The organism is Paenibacillus sp. J53TS2 (genome assembly GCF_018403305.1).
Lineage (GTDB): Bacteria > Bacillota > Bacilli > Paenibacillales > Paenibacillaceae > Fontibacillus > Fontibacillus rhizolycopersici.
On the sequence record NZ_BOSK01000015.1, the window covers coordinates 23,883 to 40,537 of the forward strand.

Consider the following 16,655-nt stretch of genomic DNA (forward strand, 5'->3'; position numbering starts at 1 on the left):
AAGAATCCAATTTCTTTGGACATTGCACTTATACTTTTTTTAGCTTTTGTCTGATTGCCGGTGCTCCGAGGGACTGATTCCAAACACCTTCTTGAACTTCGTGCTGAAATAACTGGCATTGGAGAAGCCCGTCAGTTCCGCGATATCGCTTAAGGCGAGCGGCGTCTCATCGAGCAGCTGCACCGCTTTGTTCATGCGAACATCCGTCAGATATTGGAGAAAGGATTTCCCGGTTTTCGTTTTAAAGAGATCGGACAAGTAAGAAAGGTTATAGTGATATTGCTCCGCGATTTGCGACAAATTGAGATCATTCATGAAGTTCAGCTCGATCATTTCCTTCATCGCTTCCACGATGGAAGGTTCTTCTCGGGTGCCGCAGCCCTTCTTCAAAGCAAATAGTGGATCGGCCAGGCCGTAAAGAAAACGGCAGGCTTTAGGTACGGTTCCGAGCCCCCATACCCACTCCGGATCGATCCAAATCTCATCCTTGTCACGCAATGCGAACCCCAGGGTATCCGCAGCCAATTCAATCGACAAGCAGCATTGAAAAATCAGCTTCACGAACTGCGGATGCGAGAGGGCGAGGGCTTTGGCGAGTTCTTCTTCAACCAGCTTCTCGAACGCTTCTTTACGGCCGTCGGCCAAATGACGTTGCAGCAGCTTCAGCTTATCCTGCATCGCCAGCTGGGCCGGATCCGCCGGGCCACGCATGGACTCGCCCTCGGCTTGCTGCGCATGCTGCCCCATATACCAGGCCAGCACAGAGGAGAGGTAACCTTCACGCCAGGCCTCAAGACCCTGCGTGGGTTCGCCCGCGGTAACAAGAGCCTCCCGTTTTAAGTAGCGGCGGACGATGTCGGTCACCTGAATCGAGAAGCGCTGCACGACCTCCAGATCGCCCGGCACGATGGCAAACAGCATATCGGGATGCTTCGCTTCCCGAAATACCGGAATTCCGGGCCCGGTGTCGGACGTACCGGCGAGTTCTCGGCATAGCAGTTCAAACGGAAGACGAAGACCGGATTCATCCGGGGTCTCTAGCGGCGACAAACCGATCGCCACAAAACGCACCGGTTGCACGGCGAACTCGCTCAAGCCGAACAACCGAATCCGCTCCTGCCATAAATGACTGCCGCCCGGGTAAGCTTTGATCACGCTGTTGACAAACTGCTCTTTCATTTCCTCCAGGTAACGGGACAGCTTCCACTCGGCCAGCTTGCGTTCCTCTTGTGCCGAACGTTCTTGGTCCAGTTCGGAGGCGACCCGGTTCAACGTTTCAGCCAGCTCGCTTCGCGTCACCGGCTTTAGCAGCAAATCACTGGCCCGATTTTTGATTGCTGCATGCGCGTACTGAAAATCGTCGTATCCCGTCAGCACGATAAGACGAATGGAGGGATATTTCCGGGAGCAGCTTTCGAGCAACTCCACCCCGTCCATAATCGGCATCCGCATATCGGTAATAATGATGTCGCATGGCTGGGTTTGGAGCCACGCCAGCGCCTCCTGGCCATTCCCTGCCTCCCCGGCAATCTGCAAGCCAAGCTGCTGCCAATCGATCTTCAGCCTTAAGCCTTGGCGGATTTCCCGTTCATCATCAACCAATAACACGTTATACATCGGCATTCCCCTCCCCAATCGGCAAACTCAGCGTAATGGTGGTCCCTGCTCCCGGCGCAGATTGGATCGAAAACGCAAAGCCGGCCCCGTAATAAAGTGCGCAGCGTGCCAAAATGTTCCGGAGACCGATCTGTCTTCCCCCGGTGCTTAATACCTGCTCCAACTGCGAATGCTGGTACTCCGCGTTTAACTGCCGTACCAGTTCCGGCTCCATCCCCACCCCATTGTCGGTCACCTGCAAGAGCAAGCGTTGTTCCTCTTCCCAGATCCGGATGCGTACCACGGCGACGTCGCTTTTGACTTGGCTGTATTTGACCGCATTTTCAACGAGCGGTTGCAAAATAAACTTCACGATATAAACCGGACGATCGGGTACGGCGTTCTCCATCGACAAATCCAACTGCTCGGCAAACCGGTGGTTCAGAATAGCCGCGAAAGATTCAGTATACGTCACCTCGTCGCGCAGCGGGATCAAATCGCTCTTGGCATTCAGCGAGAAACGCAGCATTTTGCCCAGCGACTCGATAACGTCGACGGCATCATCCGTTCGCCTCTGGATGACCAGACTGCTAAGCAGCTCCAACGTGTTGAACAGAAAATGCGGGTTGATCTGCATCAGCAACGCCCGATATTCCGCCTGTTGCCGTCGCAGCTTCAATTCGAACTCGCTCTTCAAATGGGCCCGCAGCCTAACGATCATATTGCGGAACGTGGCTGTAACGAACCCGACCTCATGGTTCACCTGCTGACGCTCGGGGATGCGCTGCTCGGCTTGGGCGAATTCCCCGCGTTGGACGAGCCGCATTGCCGCTACCAAGCCGCCCAACGGTTTCGTGATGCTATAGGAAATCCAGACAGCCGCAAGGACGGCGAACACCAGCAACGTCCCAGTCGCGACCAGAATCCCTGATTTCAGATTGATCAGGTTGGCCAACAGTTCCTTTTCCGAGACGGCGCCAACCAGCATCCAATCGTTGAATTGCAGTTTTTTGTACACATAAATCATGTCTTCGCCTTGAGGTCTGGCGTAGAAAACGCCCTCCCGGGGGCCATGCCCTCGAATGTCCATCAGCTTGTTTAAGACCGGCTCGTCGAAATCCGACAACGGCTGACCTAACAACGGTTCGCCTTCGCCGCTGAGCAAGAAGATCGTGCCATGCGTCCCGAGATGGACCTGACTGAGCGGATCCTTGAAGTATTCCGCGCGAACGTTCACCTTCATGACGGCAGTAGCTTGCGAAATGCTAAACGTCCCGATGGGGATCAAGAAGCTAATCACCTCATGCTGCTTCAAGCGAACCGGTTCATAAGGATCCACGCTCGCTGGAGCCCAGTGCTGTTCAGACTTATAAAAATCGGTATACCAGTCCGCCTCCAAAAACGAAGGATCCTGCAGGATTCGATTGTCTAAACCGACGTAAAGCCCGTCCTTGCGATAAATCGAGGCGGTGGCGATGATGGAATAGTTATTCACCGTACGCGTCAGAAACTTGCTAAGTTGAATGTTCTTCAACATTTTCTGCCCGTCGGACAGCTTCGGATCGGAGACGTATTCGCTCCACTCGTTCGTGATTTCGCTGTTATAGATAATCGAGGAAAAATCGTAGATTTGGCCGATGGTGGAGTTGATAAGCGCGGTGTAGGCCGTCATTTTTTCCAGTGCCGCCGTTTCACTGTCGGAACGCAGGATGGCGCTGGATTTGTTATAGCTGATCAGGAACATGACGCAAAAGGATATGACCAATAAGACGACAAATACGGCAATCAGCCGATTGCGCAACGAAAAAAACATCGGCGCCCCTCCCTTATGCACAACACTATAACCAAATCGGACAATTCTCGCAATAAGCGCTTACATAGGCGTTACGTCAAGCTTTTTTTCATCGTACCTGCCAAGAGTTCCTCGGTGTTGAAGCTCCTGCCCCGACTTCCAGACGAGGAGCCAACCCGACCAAGGTCCAGTTCACAAACCGTCCCCAGCCCGTTATGCCTTGCCGTCATTCCCGGTAGAATGAAGACATGAACAACGGATAGGAATTCGTTAGATCGAAACCTTGACCCCAATGATCCTGTGACATGTAAAAATAAATGAAAGCGAGTGGTTGATCATGAGAAAACTGTATCGTTCGGCAACGGATAAGCAAGTAAGCGGCCTGTGCGGCGGCTTGGCCCAGTGGCTGGGGGTTGACTCCACAGTCGTGCGGCTGGTGGCCGTCATTGCGGTATTCTTCAGCGTCGGCTCGGTCGTCGCCTTGTACCTGATCGCCAGCCTGGTCGTTCCGAAGGAACCGATCGGCAGCTACAGCTACGATGATCCGTTTTCCCCGTTTTGATCTGTAACGTATCGCAAACATTATTGAACTTAAAGGAGAGATTCGAATGAGTAGCGTATTTGATCGCATTGCCAATCTGGCGAAAGCTTCGATCCACGAAGTATTAAACAAACTGGAGGACCCGGTTCTGATGACCGGCCAATACTTACGCAACCTGGAGGACGACATTGCCGCCGCCGAGAAAATGATCAAGGAGCAGCAAATGACGGCTACCGTCCAGGACCGGAAAAGCACGGACATCGCGCATCTCGCCAAACAAAGCGAAATCCGCGCATTGACAGCCCTGGAGCAAGGCGATGAAGTTACGGCACGCCACGCTGCCGCGGAGAAAATCCGTTACGAGGAACAAGCGCAGCAGTACGCCAAGGAAGCTCAGGAAGCCCGCGATCGCGTAGCCGAGCTGGAGATTCGTCTTGCAGAAGGCAAAGCGGAATTCGCCCGCTTGAAGGAAAAACGGAACGAGTTAGCCGCCCGGGCCCGCAAAGCCCAAGTCAAAGCCGAAGCAGAACGGCCGAACTTCAGCCGCGGTATCGAAAGCGGCGCAGCGGCTCGAGGTTTCGAGCGGATGGAAGAGAAAATCCTGAACTGGGAAGCCCAGCAGGAAGTCTCGGCTAGCTATGGGAACGCGTCCGGCGTCGCGGATGCGGGCGGAACGCAATCCTCCGCCGTTAACGAAGAACTTGAACGCCTGAAGGAGCAATTGTCGAACCGGCATAACTGAGCCGTTGATATATAGAGAACCGCCCGATCGCATCTCATCGGGCGGTTCTTTAGGTTAAGCCAGCACAGAGCCCAGCTTTTTCACTTTCTCCAGCCATTTGAGGCGTGTGGATTCCTGAGAGAATGAGACCCTGTTGAACTCCGTAATGCGCACCGTCTTGATCCCGCAATAACCCAAAATATTGTTTCTCATCACTCGGTGCCCTGCTCGTTTATAGAACCAGCGATTGTACCAGGAAGGAGTGTCCATCGTCACGATCAAATGCGCGGTTTTCCCCTTGAGGAGTTTGTCCCAGAGCAAAGAGTTCGGTTGGTGCTTGTAGGCGAACCCGGGCAAGAAGACGCGGTCGAAGAACCCCTTCAATACAGCCGGCATCGTCCCCCACCACGTCGGATAAACAAAAACCAGATGATCGGCCCAGCGAATCAACTCCTGCGCCTCCCTCAATTCATCCTCGAGCTCGGTTCTTTGACGATAGCCGTATTTTAAATTCAAATCAAAGGCACTCCCGCTTAGATCGATTTCTCGGACCTTTGCGCTGGCTTGAGATGCGGCGGCGTCCCGATAAGCACCTGCCAGTGCGGTGCAATAACCCTCGGGATTGGGGTGCCCATTAATGACCAAGACATTCATTTGGTTGTCCTCCTTCGATTTGGAACTTTCGGTGTCATCGGCTTGTGAAGAATGGTATCTTTAGCATAAGGCGAACATCCGAGCGGCGAAATGATCGATCGCGTAAAAAAATTGCGGATTCGCGCAAAGGAGGGAAACGATTCATGGATCCCCTTGGTTTTGCGGTATCGATGGTATACCCACTTCGCAAAGCTATCGCCAGAAAGGGACTCAGTTTCGAATATCTCTGCCAACTGGCGGAATTTGATATTCATTTGCTCAGCGATGTGGAAGCGCGGATCCGTGAATCCGAGCTGGAGCGGTTAAACCTTGCGGCGGCCAAGTATGCGGAGGATGAGAACTTCGGCTTACATCAGGGGCAACTTACGGACCTCGCGGATCTAGGCATTCTTGGTTATGTCATGATGCATTCGGAACGTATCCTGGATGCCCTCCAGGCTTATCAAAGGTACCATGTCATTTTGTGCAGCGGTTACAATCTCGAATGGGAGGAACAAGGGAACGACTTGGTTCTTCGGATTTGTAGACCGCATTCGCTTCCGATATCCCGCTATTGCTTGGACGATATGGTGAGCTCGGTTTACCATCTGCTACTCCGGATGAGCCAGCGTCCTGTTCCGCTTCGCGAACTGCAGCTCACTTATTCCGCTCCGGAGGATCTCAGTGCGTATATTTCGTTGTTTGGGATTGAACCCAAGTTTGGCGGTAAAGAGGCCTACTTCCGGATGGATCGGGAAGTGCTGCAATTCCCGATGATGTATTCGGATCCGAGGCTGCTGAAATCCTTTGAAGCGATCGCGGAGGAAATCAAGACCAAGCTGGTGCGCGGAAAGTCGTGGTCCGATCAACTTCGCGAGTGGATGTTGACCTGCTTGCCCGGCTATTTTCCCACCCTGCAACAATCGGCAGAGGCGTTTGCGATGAGTCCAAGATCGCTGCAACTGAAGCTGAGTGAGGAGGGAACCACCTACCAGCAATTATCGGCGAGCATACGCATGGAGATGGCTAAAGCCTATTTGAAGCACCATGAATATTCCTCCAGCGATATCGCCTATTTACTGCATTTTTCCGAGCCCAGCGCCTTCCACAATGCCTTTAAGAAATGGACCGGGTTTACTCCGGGACAGTACCGGGCGAAGGAACTTAGAACCGTTTAGACGTGAAAAAGAGCCCGGCAAGAACAAACTCTTGCCAGGCTCTTTAGGTTACATGCACTTATTTGCCGTCTTTGCCGGCCTTGAAGACTTCGCTGATGGCGCCGAGGCTTCCCAGCGTTTCGATCGCATTCGATGGGATGAACACCTTGTTCGCCGGTCCCTTGGCCACTTCCTTCAACGCCTCGAAGGATTGGTACGCCAAGACCGCTTCGTTCAGGGCAGCATCGCGCAGCATTTCGATCCGCGCTTTTTCGGCAGCGGCAACCGACTCAATCGCTTTCGCCTGACCAAGCGCTTCGAGCTCTTGGGCTTGGCGGAAGCCTTCGGCTTCGCGAATCCGCGCTTCCTTGTCGCCCTCGGCTTTCAGGATTTTACTTTGCTTGTCACCTTCCGCACGCAGGATCATATCCTGCTTCGCAGCTTCCGCTTCCAGCACGATGGCCCGTTTGTTCCGTTCGGCCTTCATTTGTTTGTCCATCGCTTCTTGGATATCTACCGGCGGTCGGATATCGAGAACTTCCACCCGCTCGATCCGTACGCCCCATTTCTCCGTCGCTTCGTCCAAGGCGATCCGGATATCGGTCGAAATCTTCTCCCGACCGGACAACGTTTCGTCCAGCTCCATCTTACCGATGATTTGACGCAGCGTTGCCGTCGTAATGTTCCGCACCCCGTAGACAAAATCGGAGATGCCGTACGTCGCTTGCTCCGGATTCACCACTTGATAGAAGATGATCGTGTCGATCTGAACCTGAACGTTATCCTTGGTGATTACGGTTTGCGGAGGCACATTGGTTTGTTGAATCCGCAAATCATGATACGTCCGTACCTGGTCGATGACCGGGATCAGTACGTTAAGCCCCGGCGTCAGCAAGCGGTTGAATTTACCGAGCCGTTCGACGACTCCCACCCGTTGTTGCGGTACGATTTTGACCGTCAATGAGATAAATACGACGACAACAACGACAATGATCGCAATAATTGCCCATTGCATTAAGAAATTTCCTCCCATCGTTCTACTTCGATAATTGTACTGCCTCGCTCCAGCACCCGGACCTTCTCGTCCCGGCCGATCGGGACAGTCGCCGTAGCGCTCCAAGAATCTCCCCCGACCTTCACGATGCCGTATTGCCCGGGTTCGATCGGTTCCACCACAATGCCTTGCTTCCCTACCAGTTCGGTACCGATATCCTTAAACCCTTTTGCTGCGCGAAATTTTCTGGAGAGCGGTTTCGTAAATACCGTCAGGACCAAAGCGACCAGACAGCCCGCAACAACCTGCCAGAAATAAGCTTCGGGGGCCACCAAAGCCACGGCTGTCGCAACCAGCGAACCGATGCAGAGCCATAGCAGGTAAAAAGTCATCGTCATCATCTCAAGTACCAATAAGATTCCGGCGACGATGAGCCAAATTGCCCACATTTCCATCCCCCTGTTGCACCACCTTTCAGCATTATAATTATGTATACGGTGAACATAGCAGAAAGTATCAGGGAATGATAGGGATTTGCAAAAAAAAGCACCCCAGCGCCACGGCTGGAATGCTTCTTTGAGCTCAAAGGGTTTATGGCATTGCCTAATTAACGATATAAAGCCAATATCTGGAGGACGGCCGCTTTCGTGCCTGTTGCTTCTTCGTCCCCATAGTCGAAGGATTGGACGACGTAAAGCCGTTCAGCATCTTGCAGAGCTGCGGCGAAGCTTTTGACCTCGGCCAGCGTCCCCTTCAAGTTAAGCCGAAATGACATTACAGTGAACCCCGCCGAGTTGATGTCGGCTTCATTCAGCGGTCCGGGAGCGTCCATCGGCGTAGTCTCAGCCGAGGCAGCGGACGATTCGCCGATCCCGGACTCTTCGAAGACGACCTCCCTGATCTGCACACCGGAAGACTTGGCTGCCTGTTCTAGGTCAAGCAAAGTCCCTTCCCGATCGGGTTCATCAGGTACGGCCGCCTCTTGCTTGGCCGTGTCGGCAGAAGCGTTCTCCGCCGCCAAATCCGCTCGTTTGGCATCCGTGATCGCCTGGGTCTTTTGTAGAAAGAGTTGCTTCTCTTCGTGGTCGGACTCCAAGTTCACCGACTTCGCCACCTCCGGTCGGTAACCGAAGAAATAAAACGATCCTGCCGCCAGCATCACGAGGGCAGCAATCAGCATCCAGCGGGCTCCGGCAGATCCAGACTGATGTTCCGTCTTCATTCTCCGTCACCTGCCTGTTCCGTCGTTCCCGTCCCCGACCTCAGTTCAAACGTACCGATATATCCGCGTCCCGGCAACTCCTTCACCGATTGAATCAGCTCCCCGCTTAATTCCGGCTGTTCACGGAGCGAAGATGAATAAGTGCTGGCTTGGCCCAAGCTGGTGAACAGGCAGGTCCAGGCCAGACCGGCATCGCCAAAGCGAACCGTCTCCAGCGTGCTGCCGGTGGGCAACGGAGCTTCCAGTCTGCCGACCAACGTCTTCACATCGGGCCGCTGTTGTCGCAGCTTCTCGATCAACTCGACACCCGCGGCTCCGATTCCTGAAGCCCCCATGCTTTGCAGCTCGTTTTGCAGCTCTGCTTGCTGCTGCTCCGTTTCAGCGATCGAGGTTCGCAAAGCTGCCGTATCTTCCTGCACCCCCCAATACTCGTAACCGAGGTAGGCGCTGATAGCAAGCCCTGCGAGCAGCAACAAAACGGGCAGAACGAGTCCGGTTGATGCCGCACGGGGTTTGGGAGGGAGCAAATTGATGTCGATCATCGGCGTTCCGCTCCCTTCATCGCCAGGCCGAGGGCTATCGCATAACTGCCTTGGTCGGCCATGTCTTGCCCGACAAAATAAGGCGATACATCCACTTCGGACACGCTCACCTGATCAAAGGCCGCCGACAGCTGCCGGGCGATCTCCGGCTTGTCCGGCGCCGCGCCCGCGATCACGATACTTTGTACCCGTTCATGTCCTTCGTGCAGCGTATATTCGTAGAAGTTCATGATTCGGGTTACCGAGGAGACGATTTCTCCGTACCGCCACGTATTCAGCTTGTCCCCGGACATCGGCTCCAGCGGAAACGTGCGTACGAAATCGGGCAGACCGTGGTGGTACGTGTAAATCTCAGCTTCCTTGGCCTTAAAATTAATAGCCATCACATTGCTGGTCTCCCCGAGCAAGCGCTGCTGCCGGAGGATTCGCGATAGCGCGATTGCGGCCAAATCGACCGCTTCCATACGTAATCCGGCGGTTTCCAAAGACGAAACCAGCCCTTGTACGACCGGACGGGGGACGGCCGCAACGAAGGTGAGCAGAGTCTCCTCCTGTACGCGATCCTCCATCCAATGGTAATCGATCACCGGATCCTCAAAAGGCAGGCGAATGCTACCTTCGATCTCCAGCTCGGTTACGCGGCGCTGCTGTCTTTTGCTTACCTTGGGGACGTGGAGCAAACGAATAAACGACTGGGAGGTGGGGGCCGCCAAGCGAACCTTTTTCCCGGTGAGTCCCCGGCGGTTCACCCAGCGCTTCACCATATCAGTTACCCCGGTCACATCGGGAACTCCGTCCTCGTTCAGTTCGGCATCTACCGGCAGTAAGCCGGCCCGTTCCACGGTACCCCGTTTGGGGTTGTATTTGACGTAACGGATGCCATCCTCATCGATGGTAATTCCGATATGGGCCGGCCGTCGGCTCAGTAAAGAGGGATGACGTTTTGCAGATACCAATGGATGATCTCCTTTCCATACATGTAAACCACCAGGGTGCCGATCGCCAAAAAGGGACCAAACGCCAGCGTCTGGCCGCGGTTCCTGCGGCCTCGCGCCAGTTGCAGCAATCCGGCGGCCGCGCCGGCCGCGCTGGCCAGAAATAAGGCAAGGAGCACGCCGGGAAAGCCGATGACCCAGCCGAAGACGGTCAGCAGCTTCACGTCGCCCATCCCCATCCCCTTCCCGGAGGTGAGGAGGGCGATCAGCAGCAGCAGACCGCCGCCGCCAAGCGCGCCCAGCGCTTGGCTCCACAGCGGGACGCCGCCCGCCAGCGGGGCGGCGACGAGCAGCACGGCGCCAAAGCCCATGACGGCGCCGTTGGGGATGATGTGCGCGGTCAGGTCCGTGACCGCGCACATCACGGCCAGGGCGGTCAGCAGCAGGCCGACCGCCCATGCGCCCGATGCACCGAACTGCAGGTGCATCAGCGCGAACAGCGCCGCCGTCGCGAGGGCGGCGGCGAGGTCTCCGGCCCGGCGCAGCCGGCCGGAGGCGGGGGCGGCGGCGCTGGCGTCAGCCGCGCCGCGTGCGGGCTCGCCCGTGGCGGCTGCTTCGCGCGCCGCCGGGCCTGCGGCTTCGCCGCCGACGGCGCGGAGCAGCCCGCGCCGAGCGACCAGCCGGCGCCCGTATCGCGCCAGGGCCGGCCCCAAGGCCAGCCCAGCGGCCAAATTCAGCGCCGTCAGGAGCAGATTAGCGTCCATTATGGCGCCTTCGCTGTACCCGGTTTACCGTTCTTCAAATCTGATGCATTAAAGTTAATGGTATCGCCACCTGTAACGACGATCGTTACAACCGTTGCAGTACCTGTCGCTCCCAAGTTAACCGTTGTCGTATCAGCTAATGGGCTACCCGATTTCGGATCCGTAAGCCCGCTTTGGATGTACTTGTCTGTAACCAACTGCGCCAGCGTATGCGTTCCTGAGATCTCCCCATTATTCTTTGAAATCGATCTCAATCTCGCCGCCTCATACAGCTGATTCGCCGTCGCCGATCTGGCGTTTGCTTTCGTATCGTCCAGCAACCCCGTAATCAACGGCACCGCGATGGCGGCGATGACGCCGATGATCACGATCACGGCTAGCAATTCGACGAGCGTAATCCCCTTCTCTTCCTTGCGTAAACGTTGCAAACGTTGGATAAGTGCTGTCATGATTGATTAACCCCCTTAAATAATTCGTATCCTTTGAACCAAGATTAACTAATATTCCGATATAAGCTAAGCATCGGGATCATCACCGAGGCGATAATAAACCCAACTACACCGGCGAGCAAAAGGATCATCACCGGCTCGATCAACTGCTTCAGCTTGTCCACGGTATTCTCTACGTCGCGTTCGTAGAAATCCGCTACCTTGCCCAGCATCGTATCGATCGAGCCTGTCTCTTCGCCAACCCGGATCATCTGAGTCACCAGCGGCGGAAATACCCACGACTGGCGCAGCGGCTCAGACAGGGGCCGGCCTTGGCGCAGCGAGGTCTGGCATTCCCGGAGCGTAGCTCCGATCACCCGGTTGCCGACCGCCTTCTCCACGATGGCCAGGGCCTGCAGCACCGGCACCGCACTGGCGAACAAGGAGGACAACGTCCGTGTCAGCTGGGCGATCGCGCTTTTTCGGTTGAGCATCCCGAATACGGGGGCTTTGAGCTTGAGGTAATCCCAAGCATAGGCACCTCGCTCCCACCGCAGGAGCAGATAGACGGCGGCGACCGCCGCCAAAGCGGTCAACAGCCATAGGATCCAATGCTGCTCCAGGCTGCGGCTAAGGGAAAGCGTAAACTTCGTGATCGCCGGCAGATCCCCACCCAGTTGGGCGAACATCGCCTGAAACCGCGGAATCATAAATTTCAGCAAAAAGATAATGACAAACACGGCCATCACGCTGACGATCAGCGGATAAGTCATCGCCGACTTCACCTTTTCCCGCGTAATATGCGCCTTTTCAAAATACACGGCCAACCGCTCCAGCGTCTCCTCCATGCTGCCCGCCTCTTCACCCGCACGGATCATGTGCACGAAGATCGTCGGAAAGATCCGCGGGTACGCCGAGATCGCCCCGGAGAATGTATTGCCTTTGCGAAGCTCGGCCGTCACTTCGGCCAGCGTCTTCTTCAGCGGTTTGCTTTCAGATTGCTCCGCCAGGATCGCGGTCGCCTCAACGATGGAAATACCCGCCTTGATCATCGTGGCGAATTGCCGGCAAAACACGACGAATTGCTCGTTTTTGACCGGACTCCCTAGGTAAAACTCCTTATTCCAAACGGTCTCCCGCTTTTCGCGCAGACCGGTTACAACGATTTGCTGCCTCTTGAGCTCGGCAAGCGCGGCGGGTCGATCCGGAGCTTGCAAAGCCCCTTTGCGTTGTTTCCCCACCCCATCCTTGCCTTGATATACGTACTGGGGCATCTGGCATCTGTCCTTCCGCTTCTCACATCTGTCTTTGCGCCACTCATGAATTAGAGCGTGCTTTCCGTCAAGTACGGTCGGGCTGAGGCTTCATCCACCGCGCCGAGCCGCAACAGCTCACGCAGGCTCATCTCCAGCGTGTGCATCCCAAGCTGGAAGTTCGTTTGCATCACGCTTTTGATCTGGTGCACCTTCTCCGAACGGATCAGGTTGCCGACCGCCGGCGGATTGAGCAGCAATTCCGTCGTGCAAATGCGCCCCTTCCCGCTGCGGGATGGCAGCAGCCGCTGAGACAGGATCGCCAGCAGCACCGAAGCGAGTTGAATCCGAATTTGCCCCTGTTGAGCCGGCGGAAAAGCATCGATGATCCGATCGATCGTTTGTGGCGCATCGGCGGTATGTAAGGTGGCAAAAACGAGGTGCCCGGTTTCGGCCGCCGTGATCGCCGTCCGGATCGTTTCCGGATCGCGCATCTCCCCGACCAGAATAATATCCGGGTCCTGGCGAAGCGCTGCCCGGAGGCCGCTGTCAAACGATACCGTATCCAATCCCACCTCACGCTGATTGATGATCGACTTATCATGGCGATGCAGATATTCGATCGGGTCCTCCAACGTCACGATATGCTTGCGCTGCGTATGGTTGATATGGTCTATCAACGAGGCCAGAGTCGTCGATTTCCCGCTTCCGGTTGGGCCGGTAACGAGAAACAAGCCTTGCGGCTTCTGGGCCAGCTTCAGCAACACGGGCGGGAGATGTAAGGTTTCGAAGGCCGGGATGGATGGCGAAATGACCCTTGCCGCGATACTGATCGAGCCCCGTTGCCGGAATACATTGATCCGGAACCGGGAGATCCCAGGCACGCCGTAAGAAAAATCCAACTCCCCTTGCTCCGTGAATTTCTTGTACTGCGCTGGGCTCATCAACTCCTGCACGATCTGCTCCAGCGTGGACGGCGACAGCAGCTCCTCGCCCAGCGCTTGAAGCACCCCGTCGATCCGCAGTACCGGCGGCGAATTCACCGTCACATGCAAATCGGATGCACCGGCATCAAAAGCGTGTTTCAACAGTCCGTTAAACGTATCGTCCGTTACGATAGGTTCCTGGTTCATCGTTCTTCCTCATCTACTTCGCGGATGATTTCCTGCAGGGTGGTTCGTCCCTCCAGCGCTTTCTGAATCCCGTCGGCAAACAGTGTCGTCATTCCTTGCTCCTTCGCCATCTGGCGTAGTTCAGGGATTGAACAGCCGTCCACGATAGCCGAACGAAGATCATCGCTAATGAGCAGGGCTTCATGCACCGCCATCCGGCCGCGGTAGCCGGTTTTGCCGCAAGTGCCGCAGCCGGCGCCGCGGTACAGCTTGTCCGTGCGTATGCCAAGCCGCTCCAGGTAAATCATTTCCTGCTTATCTGGCGTATAGGCGGCTTTGCAATCCGGGCAAATGCAGCGCACCAGCCGCTGAGCTACGATCCCGATTAGCGAGGACGCGATCAGGTACGGTTCGATGCCCATGTCGCGCAACCGGACGACCGTACTCACCGCATCATTCGTATGTAAGGTCGAGAATACAAGATGGCCCGTTAACGAAGCTCGAATTGCAATTTCCGCCGTTTCCAGGTCACGTATTTCTCCCACCATGATAATATTAGGGTCCTGCCGCAGGATCGAACGCAGCCCCCTGGCGAACGTCAGTCCGGCCGCAGGATGAACCTGCATTTGGTTCACGCCGTCCAGCATGTATTCCACTGGATCTTCGACCGTTATAATGTTCGTTTCCTCTCGGTTCAGGTGCTGTAATGCCGAGTACAGGGTCGTCGTTTTCCCACTTCCCGTTGGTCCTGTCAGCAGGACCATACCGTGCTGCTTTTCGATCATTCGCCGGAACAAGCTTAACGAATGCTCCGTCATGCCCAGCTTGTCCAATCCCTTGACGCCGTCGGCGAGATCGAGCAGCCGCATGACGATTTTTTCCCCATGAACGGTAGGCAGCGAAGACAATCGAATATCAATGGGTTTACCGTCCACCAGCATCTTGATCCGGCCGTCCTGGGGCAGCCGCCGTTCGGCTATGTTCAAGTTGCCCAATATCTTCAGTCTGGCGATGATCACGCCTTGCATCGACTTCGGAACGGTCCGCTCGTTGCGAAGCTGTCCGTCGATCCGGTAGCGGATCGCAAGCTGCGTATCCATCGGGTCAACATGGATATCGCTGGCCCCGAGGCGTACCGCCTGCTCAATCATTTGTTGCACCAGCCGGACGACGGGCGAATCCTCGCCCAAAATCACCGAATCTAGGGCATCGATTTGAGCGACGCCAGCTCCGAGATCCTTAATCATTTCGTTCATGGAGTCCTGCAGGCCATAGAGCCGGGCAATTCCTCGCTGCAGCTCTCCCCGTGAAATAATCGCCGGTTCGATCATAAAGCCGGTGCTCATACGAAGGTCGTCGATGACAAACAAATCCAAAGGGTCCGCCATCGCGACCATCAGCTTACGTCCGTCCACGCGGATCGGGAGCACTTGATAACGTCTGGCCATCTGCTCCGGAATGACCTGGCTCAATTTGGCATCGATTTGAAACCTTGACAACGTGACATGCGGGATACCAAGTTGAAACTCCAACACCTCGATGAGCTGGTGTTCCGTCAGGACGCCTTGCGCCAGCAACACGTCGCCGAGTTTTTTCTTTGTACGCTGCTGTTCCTCCAAAGCGGTTTGCAGCTGCGGTTCCGTGATGATTCCGGATTCCAGTAGAAGTTCACCCAACCTTTTTTTGATCGTGTACATGGTTCACCTCATCACTGTTGGAATTTTTAAGAGAATCTGAGAGTGCATGTGCTGAAAAAAGCTGTTACGAGGTTAGTTCCAAAGGCCTAATCCAGTACGTTCAGGTCATTTGATAGATTACACGAGGGAAATTTATGCAACCTTAATTTCATAACGATTATATACCTTTCGCAAAAACGATGCTATCATTTTTATAGTAAAATATACCTAGAATACATAGCTCGACAGGACTCTCCATCGACTAACAAGACTCAACATTTTTTTATACCGTTTGAAAGCGAGTGGATCGTCATGAAATCCGCCTTAAACCCCAAAAAATCTTCCCTTCGGCATACGATTGCTCGGGAAGACGGTCTGACGCTACTCGAAGTGGCCCTTGCGCTAGTTATTCTCTCGATCGTCAGCTTATATTTTCTATCCTATTTCACGAACAGCGCCACGCAGAGCAAGCTTACGAACCAACGCCTGTCTGCGACCCATTTGGCCAACGCCCATCTGCACGAGATTCAGGCCATGGAGTTCTCAGTGCTGCAAACCTGGGCCAACCGCCCCCCGGGTACGCTGCCTAATGCGACGAAGGACATCTACCTCCTGACGACAGAGATCAGTGACCGCAATTCAAAATACGCTTCCAATCCCGACATTCTGTACATCACCGTAACCGCCTATTGGCAGCCCGATCCGTCCCAAGGAGCCGGCAAATATAGGCATAACGTCTCGATTACTGGCGCCGTCAAGAAGAACTATGCGACTGCTGCGGGAGGGAGTTTACCATGAAGCTTCGGATGGAGCTGATTCGCCGTGAAGACGGCATCACACTCGTGGAGCTGCTGGCCGCTTTGGCTTTGTCCGGTCTCCTGGTCATTTTGGTGTCCACCGTATTGACCACCTCGCTGTTCGCTTTTGGACGAGTCAACCATGAAACCGAGCTGCGAAATGAAGCGATTACGCTGAGTTCCGCGCTCCAGGCCAAACTGAGAAACGCCGCGGCGATCTCAAGTTCTGGAAGCAGCTTTACCCAATTTCAGGCTGAGGTGGTCACCGACGCGCTTTCGGAGGCAACCCAGACGATCCGCTTCCAACTGAACGGTGGACAGCTTCTCCTTGACGGTGTCCGGTTCAGCGACGAAACGCTGGATTTAACCGGCACCACGTTCACCAAGGGACCCAACGATTTACTTCTGAACCTGAAAGTTGCGCTCAAGAATGAGCCCAAGGTGGAACCCATCTATTTATTCGTTTCGATAAAACTTATATCGTGAGGTGCG

Annotated in this window: 18 protein-coding genes; 5 read left to right on the top strand and 13 right to left on the bottom strand. The window is 55.1% G+C overall.

All coding sequences use genetic code 11. The annotated features are described in order from the left end of the window. Window positions 1–39: 39 nt before the first annotated feature. Window positions 40–1,617: a response regulator transcription factor gene (locus KJS42_RS21455; protein ID WP_213624084.1), complete on the bottom strand. Its 1,578-nt coding sequence runs from the start codon at window positions 1,615–1,617 to the stop codon at window positions 40–42. Further along, complete coding sequence (locus tag KJS42_RS21460; protein WP_213624085.1) at window positions 1,610–3,409, bottom strand: cache domain-containing sensor histidine kinase; 1,800 nt, start codon at window positions 3,407–3,409, stop codon at window positions 1,610–1,612. Before KJS42_RS21460 ends, KJS42_RS21455 begins: the two co-directional genes overlap by 8 nt. A gap of 316 nt (window positions 3,410–3,725) precedes the next feature. Between KJS42_RS21460 and KJS42_RS21465 the strand changes: the two genes are divergently transcribed. Beyond that, the gene (locus KJS42_RS21465) at window positions 3,726–3,950 is read left to right on the top strand and encodes a PspC domain-containing protein (protein WP_155607456.1); all 225 of its coding nucleotides are present in this window, start codon (window positions 3,726–3,728) and stop codon (window positions 3,948–3,950) included. A gap of 46 nt (window positions 3,951–3,996) precedes the next feature. Then, window positions 3,997–4,671: a PspA/IM30 family protein gene (locus tag KJS42_RS21470; protein WP_155607457.1), complete on the top strand. Its 675-nt coding sequence runs from the start codon at window positions 3,997–3,999 to the stop codon at window positions 4,669–4,671. A 54-nt stretch (window positions 4,672–4,725) separates the two neighbouring features. Here KJS42_RS21470 and KJS42_RS21475 read toward each other — a convergent pair whose 3' ends face one another. After that, window positions 4,726–5,304: an NAD(P)H-dependent oxidoreductase gene (locus KJS42_RS21475; RefSeq protein ID WP_213624086.1), complete on the bottom strand. Its 579-nt coding sequence runs from the start codon at window positions 5,302–5,304 to the stop codon at window positions 4,726–4,728. A gap of 143 nt (window positions 5,305–5,447) precedes the next feature. Between KJS42_RS21475 and KJS42_RS21480 the strand changes: the two genes are divergently transcribed. Continuing rightward, the gene (locus tag KJS42_RS21480) at window positions 5,448–6,461 is read left to right on the top strand and encodes an AraC family transcriptional regulator (RefSeq protein WP_244868571.1); all 1,014 of its coding nucleotides are present in this window, start codon (window positions 5,448–5,450) and stop codon (window positions 6,459–6,461) included. Between the two features lie 58 nt (window positions 6,462–6,519). Here the strand turns inward: KJS42_RS21480 and KJS42_RS21485 are convergent, their stop codons facing one another. From KJS42_RS21485 to KJS42_RS21530, 10 genes are all read right to left on the bottom strand, one after another. Further along, complete coding sequence (locus KJS42_RS21485) at window positions 6,520–7,455, bottom strand: SPFH domain-containing protein (protein WP_155607459.1); 936 nt, start codon at window positions 7,453–7,455, stop codon at window positions 6,520–6,522. Further along, window positions 7,455–7,889: an NfeD family protein gene (locus tag KJS42_RS21490; protein WP_155607460.1), complete on the bottom strand. Its 435-nt coding sequence runs from the start codon at window positions 7,887–7,889 to the stop codon at window positions 7,455–7,457. Before KJS42_RS21490 ends, KJS42_RS21485 begins: the two co-directional genes overlap by 1 nt. Before the next feature lie 152 nt (window positions 7,890–8,041). Further along, window positions 8,042–8,656, bottom strand: coding sequence for a hypothetical protein (locus KJS42_RS21495; protein WP_213624087.1), 615 nt, complete (start codon window positions 8,654–8,656; stop codon window positions 8,042–8,044). Then, window positions 8,653–9,198: a hypothetical protein gene (locus KJS42_RS21500; protein ID WP_213624088.1), complete on the bottom strand. Its 546-nt coding sequence runs from the start codon at window positions 9,196–9,198 to the stop codon at window positions 8,653–8,655. The genes KJS42_RS21495 and KJS42_RS21500 overlap by 4 nt, the downstream gene beginning before the upstream one ends. Next, entirely contained in the window at window positions 9,195–10,154 is a 960-nt protein-coding gene (gene pilM, locus KJS42_RS21505; RefSeq protein ID WP_167521256.1) for a type IV pilus biogenesis protein PilM, read from the bottom strand. Before pilM ends, KJS42_RS21500 begins: the two co-directional genes overlap by 4 nt. Further along, entirely contained in the window at window positions 10,121–10,897 is a 777-nt protein-coding gene (locus KJS42_RS21510; RefSeq protein WP_213624089.1) for a prepilin peptidase, read from the bottom strand. Before KJS42_RS21510 ends, pilM begins: the two co-directional genes overlap by 34 nt. Next, on the bottom strand, window positions 10,897–11,346 hold the full coding sequence (locus KJS42_RS21515) for a prepilin-type N-terminal cleavage/methylation domain-containing protein (protein WP_213624090.1): 450 nt from the start codon (window positions 11,344–11,346) through the stop codon (window positions 10,897–10,899). The genes KJS42_RS21510 and KJS42_RS21515 overlap by 1 nt, the downstream gene beginning before the upstream one ends. 44 nt (window positions 11,347–11,390) lie before the next feature. Beyond that, on the bottom strand, window positions 11,391–12,599 hold the full coding sequence (locus tag KJS42_RS21520) for a type II secretion system F family protein (RefSeq protein WP_213624091.1): 1,209 nt from the start codon (window positions 12,597–12,599) through the stop codon (window positions 11,391–11,393). A 50-nt stretch (window positions 12,600–12,649) separates the two neighbouring features. After that, complete coding sequence (locus KJS42_RS21525) at window positions 12,650–13,711, bottom strand: type IV pilus twitching motility protein PilT (protein WP_213624092.1); 1,062 nt, start codon at window positions 13,709–13,711, stop codon at window positions 12,650–12,652. Further along, entirely contained in the window at window positions 13,708–15,387 is a 1,680-nt protein-coding gene (locus tag KJS42_RS21530) for a GspE/PulE family protein (RefSeq protein WP_213624093.1), read from the bottom strand. Before KJS42_RS21530 ends, KJS42_RS21525 begins: the two co-directional genes overlap by 4 nt. Before the next feature lie 291 nt (window positions 15,388–15,678). Here KJS42_RS21530 and KJS42_RS21535 point away from each other — a divergent pair, with 291 nt between their 5' ends. Both KJS42_RS21535 and KJS42_RS21540 read left to right on the top strand, forming a co-directional pair. Continuing rightward, window positions 15,679–16,164 (top strand): type IV pilus modification PilV family protein, encoded by a 486-nt coding sequence (locus KJS42_RS21535; RefSeq protein ID WP_213624094.1) that lies wholly within the window; start codon window positions 15,679–15,681, stop codon window positions 16,162–16,164. After that, window positions 16,161–16,649, top strand: coding sequence for a prepilin-type N-terminal cleavage/methylation domain-containing protein (locus KJS42_RS21540; protein WP_155607470.1), 489 nt, complete (start codon window positions 16,161–16,163; stop codon window positions 16,647–16,649). Before KJS42_RS21535 ends, KJS42_RS21540 begins: the two co-directional genes overlap by 4 nt. Window positions 16,650–16,655 lie beyond the last annotated feature (6 nt).

Bases quoted from the DNA above. Each gene is read 5' to 3' on its own strand.
- KJS42_RS21520 (WP_213624091.1), bottom strand. From the start codon at position 12,599: ATGCCCCAGTACGTATATCAAGGCAAGGATGGGGTGGGGAAACAACGC.
- KJS42_RS21535 (WP_213624094.1), top strand. From the start codon at position 15,679: ATGAAATCCGCCTTAAACCCCAAAAAATCTTCCCTTCGGCATACGATT.
- KJS42_RS21485 (WP_155607459.1), bottom strand. From the start codon at position 7,455: ATGCAATGGGCAATTATTGCGATCATTGTCGTTGTTGTCGTCGTATTT.
- KJS42_RS21515 (WP_213624090.1), bottom strand. From the start codon at position 11,346: ATGACAGCACTTATCCAACGTTTGCAACGTTTACGCAAGGAAGAGAAG.
- KJS42_RS21455 (WP_213624084.1), bottom strand. From the start codon at position 1,617: ATGTATAACGTGTTATTGGTTGATGATGAACGGGAAATCCGCCAAGGC.
- KJS42_RS21525 (WP_213624092.1), bottom strand. From the start codon at position 13,711: ATGAACCAGGAACCTATCGTAACGGACGATACGTTTAACGGACTGTTG.
- KJS42_RS21480 (WP_244868571.1), top strand. From the start codon at position 5,448: ATGGATCCCCTTGGTTTTGCGGTATCGATGGTATACCCACTTCGCAAA.
- KJS42_RS21540 (WP_155607470.1), top strand. From the start codon at position 16,161: ATGAAGCTTCGGATGGAGCTGATTCGCCGTGAAGACGGCATCACACTC.
- KJS42_RS21470 (WP_155607457.1), top strand. From the start codon at position 3,997: ATGAGTAGCGTATTTGATCGCATTGCCAATCTGGCGAAAGCTTCGATC.
- KJS42_RS21490 (WP_155607460.1), bottom strand. From the start codon at position 7,889: ATGGAAATGTGGGCAATTTGGCTCATCGTCGCCGGAATCTTATTGGTA.
- KJS42_RS21465 (WP_155607456.1), top strand. From the start codon at position 3,726: ATGAGAAAACTGTATCGTTCGGCAACGGATAAGCAAGTAAGCGGCCTG.
- KJS42_RS21500 (WP_213624088.1), bottom strand. From the start codon at position 9,198: ATGATCGACATCAATTTGCTCCCTCCCAAACCCCGTGCGGCATCAACC.
- KJS42_RS21475 (WP_213624086.1), bottom strand. From the start codon at position 5,304: ATGAATGTCTTGGTCATTAATGGGCACCCCAATCCCGAGGGTTATTGC.
- KJS42_RS21460 (WP_213624085.1), bottom strand. From the start codon at position 3,409: ATGTTTTTTTCGTTGCGCAATCGGCTGATTGCCGTATTTGTCGTCTTA.
- KJS42_RS21495 (WP_213624087.1), bottom strand. From the start codon at position 8,656: ATGAAGACGGAACATCAGTCTGGATCTGCCGGAGCCCGCTGGATGCTG.
- KJS42_RS21530 (WP_213624093.1), bottom strand. From the start codon at position 15,387: ATGTACACGATCAAAAAAAGGTTGGGTGAACTTCTACTGGAATCCGGA.
- KJS42_RS21510 (WP_213624089.1), bottom strand. From the start codon at position 10,897: ATGGACGCTAATCTGCTCCTGACGGCGCTGAATTTGGCCGCTGGGCTG.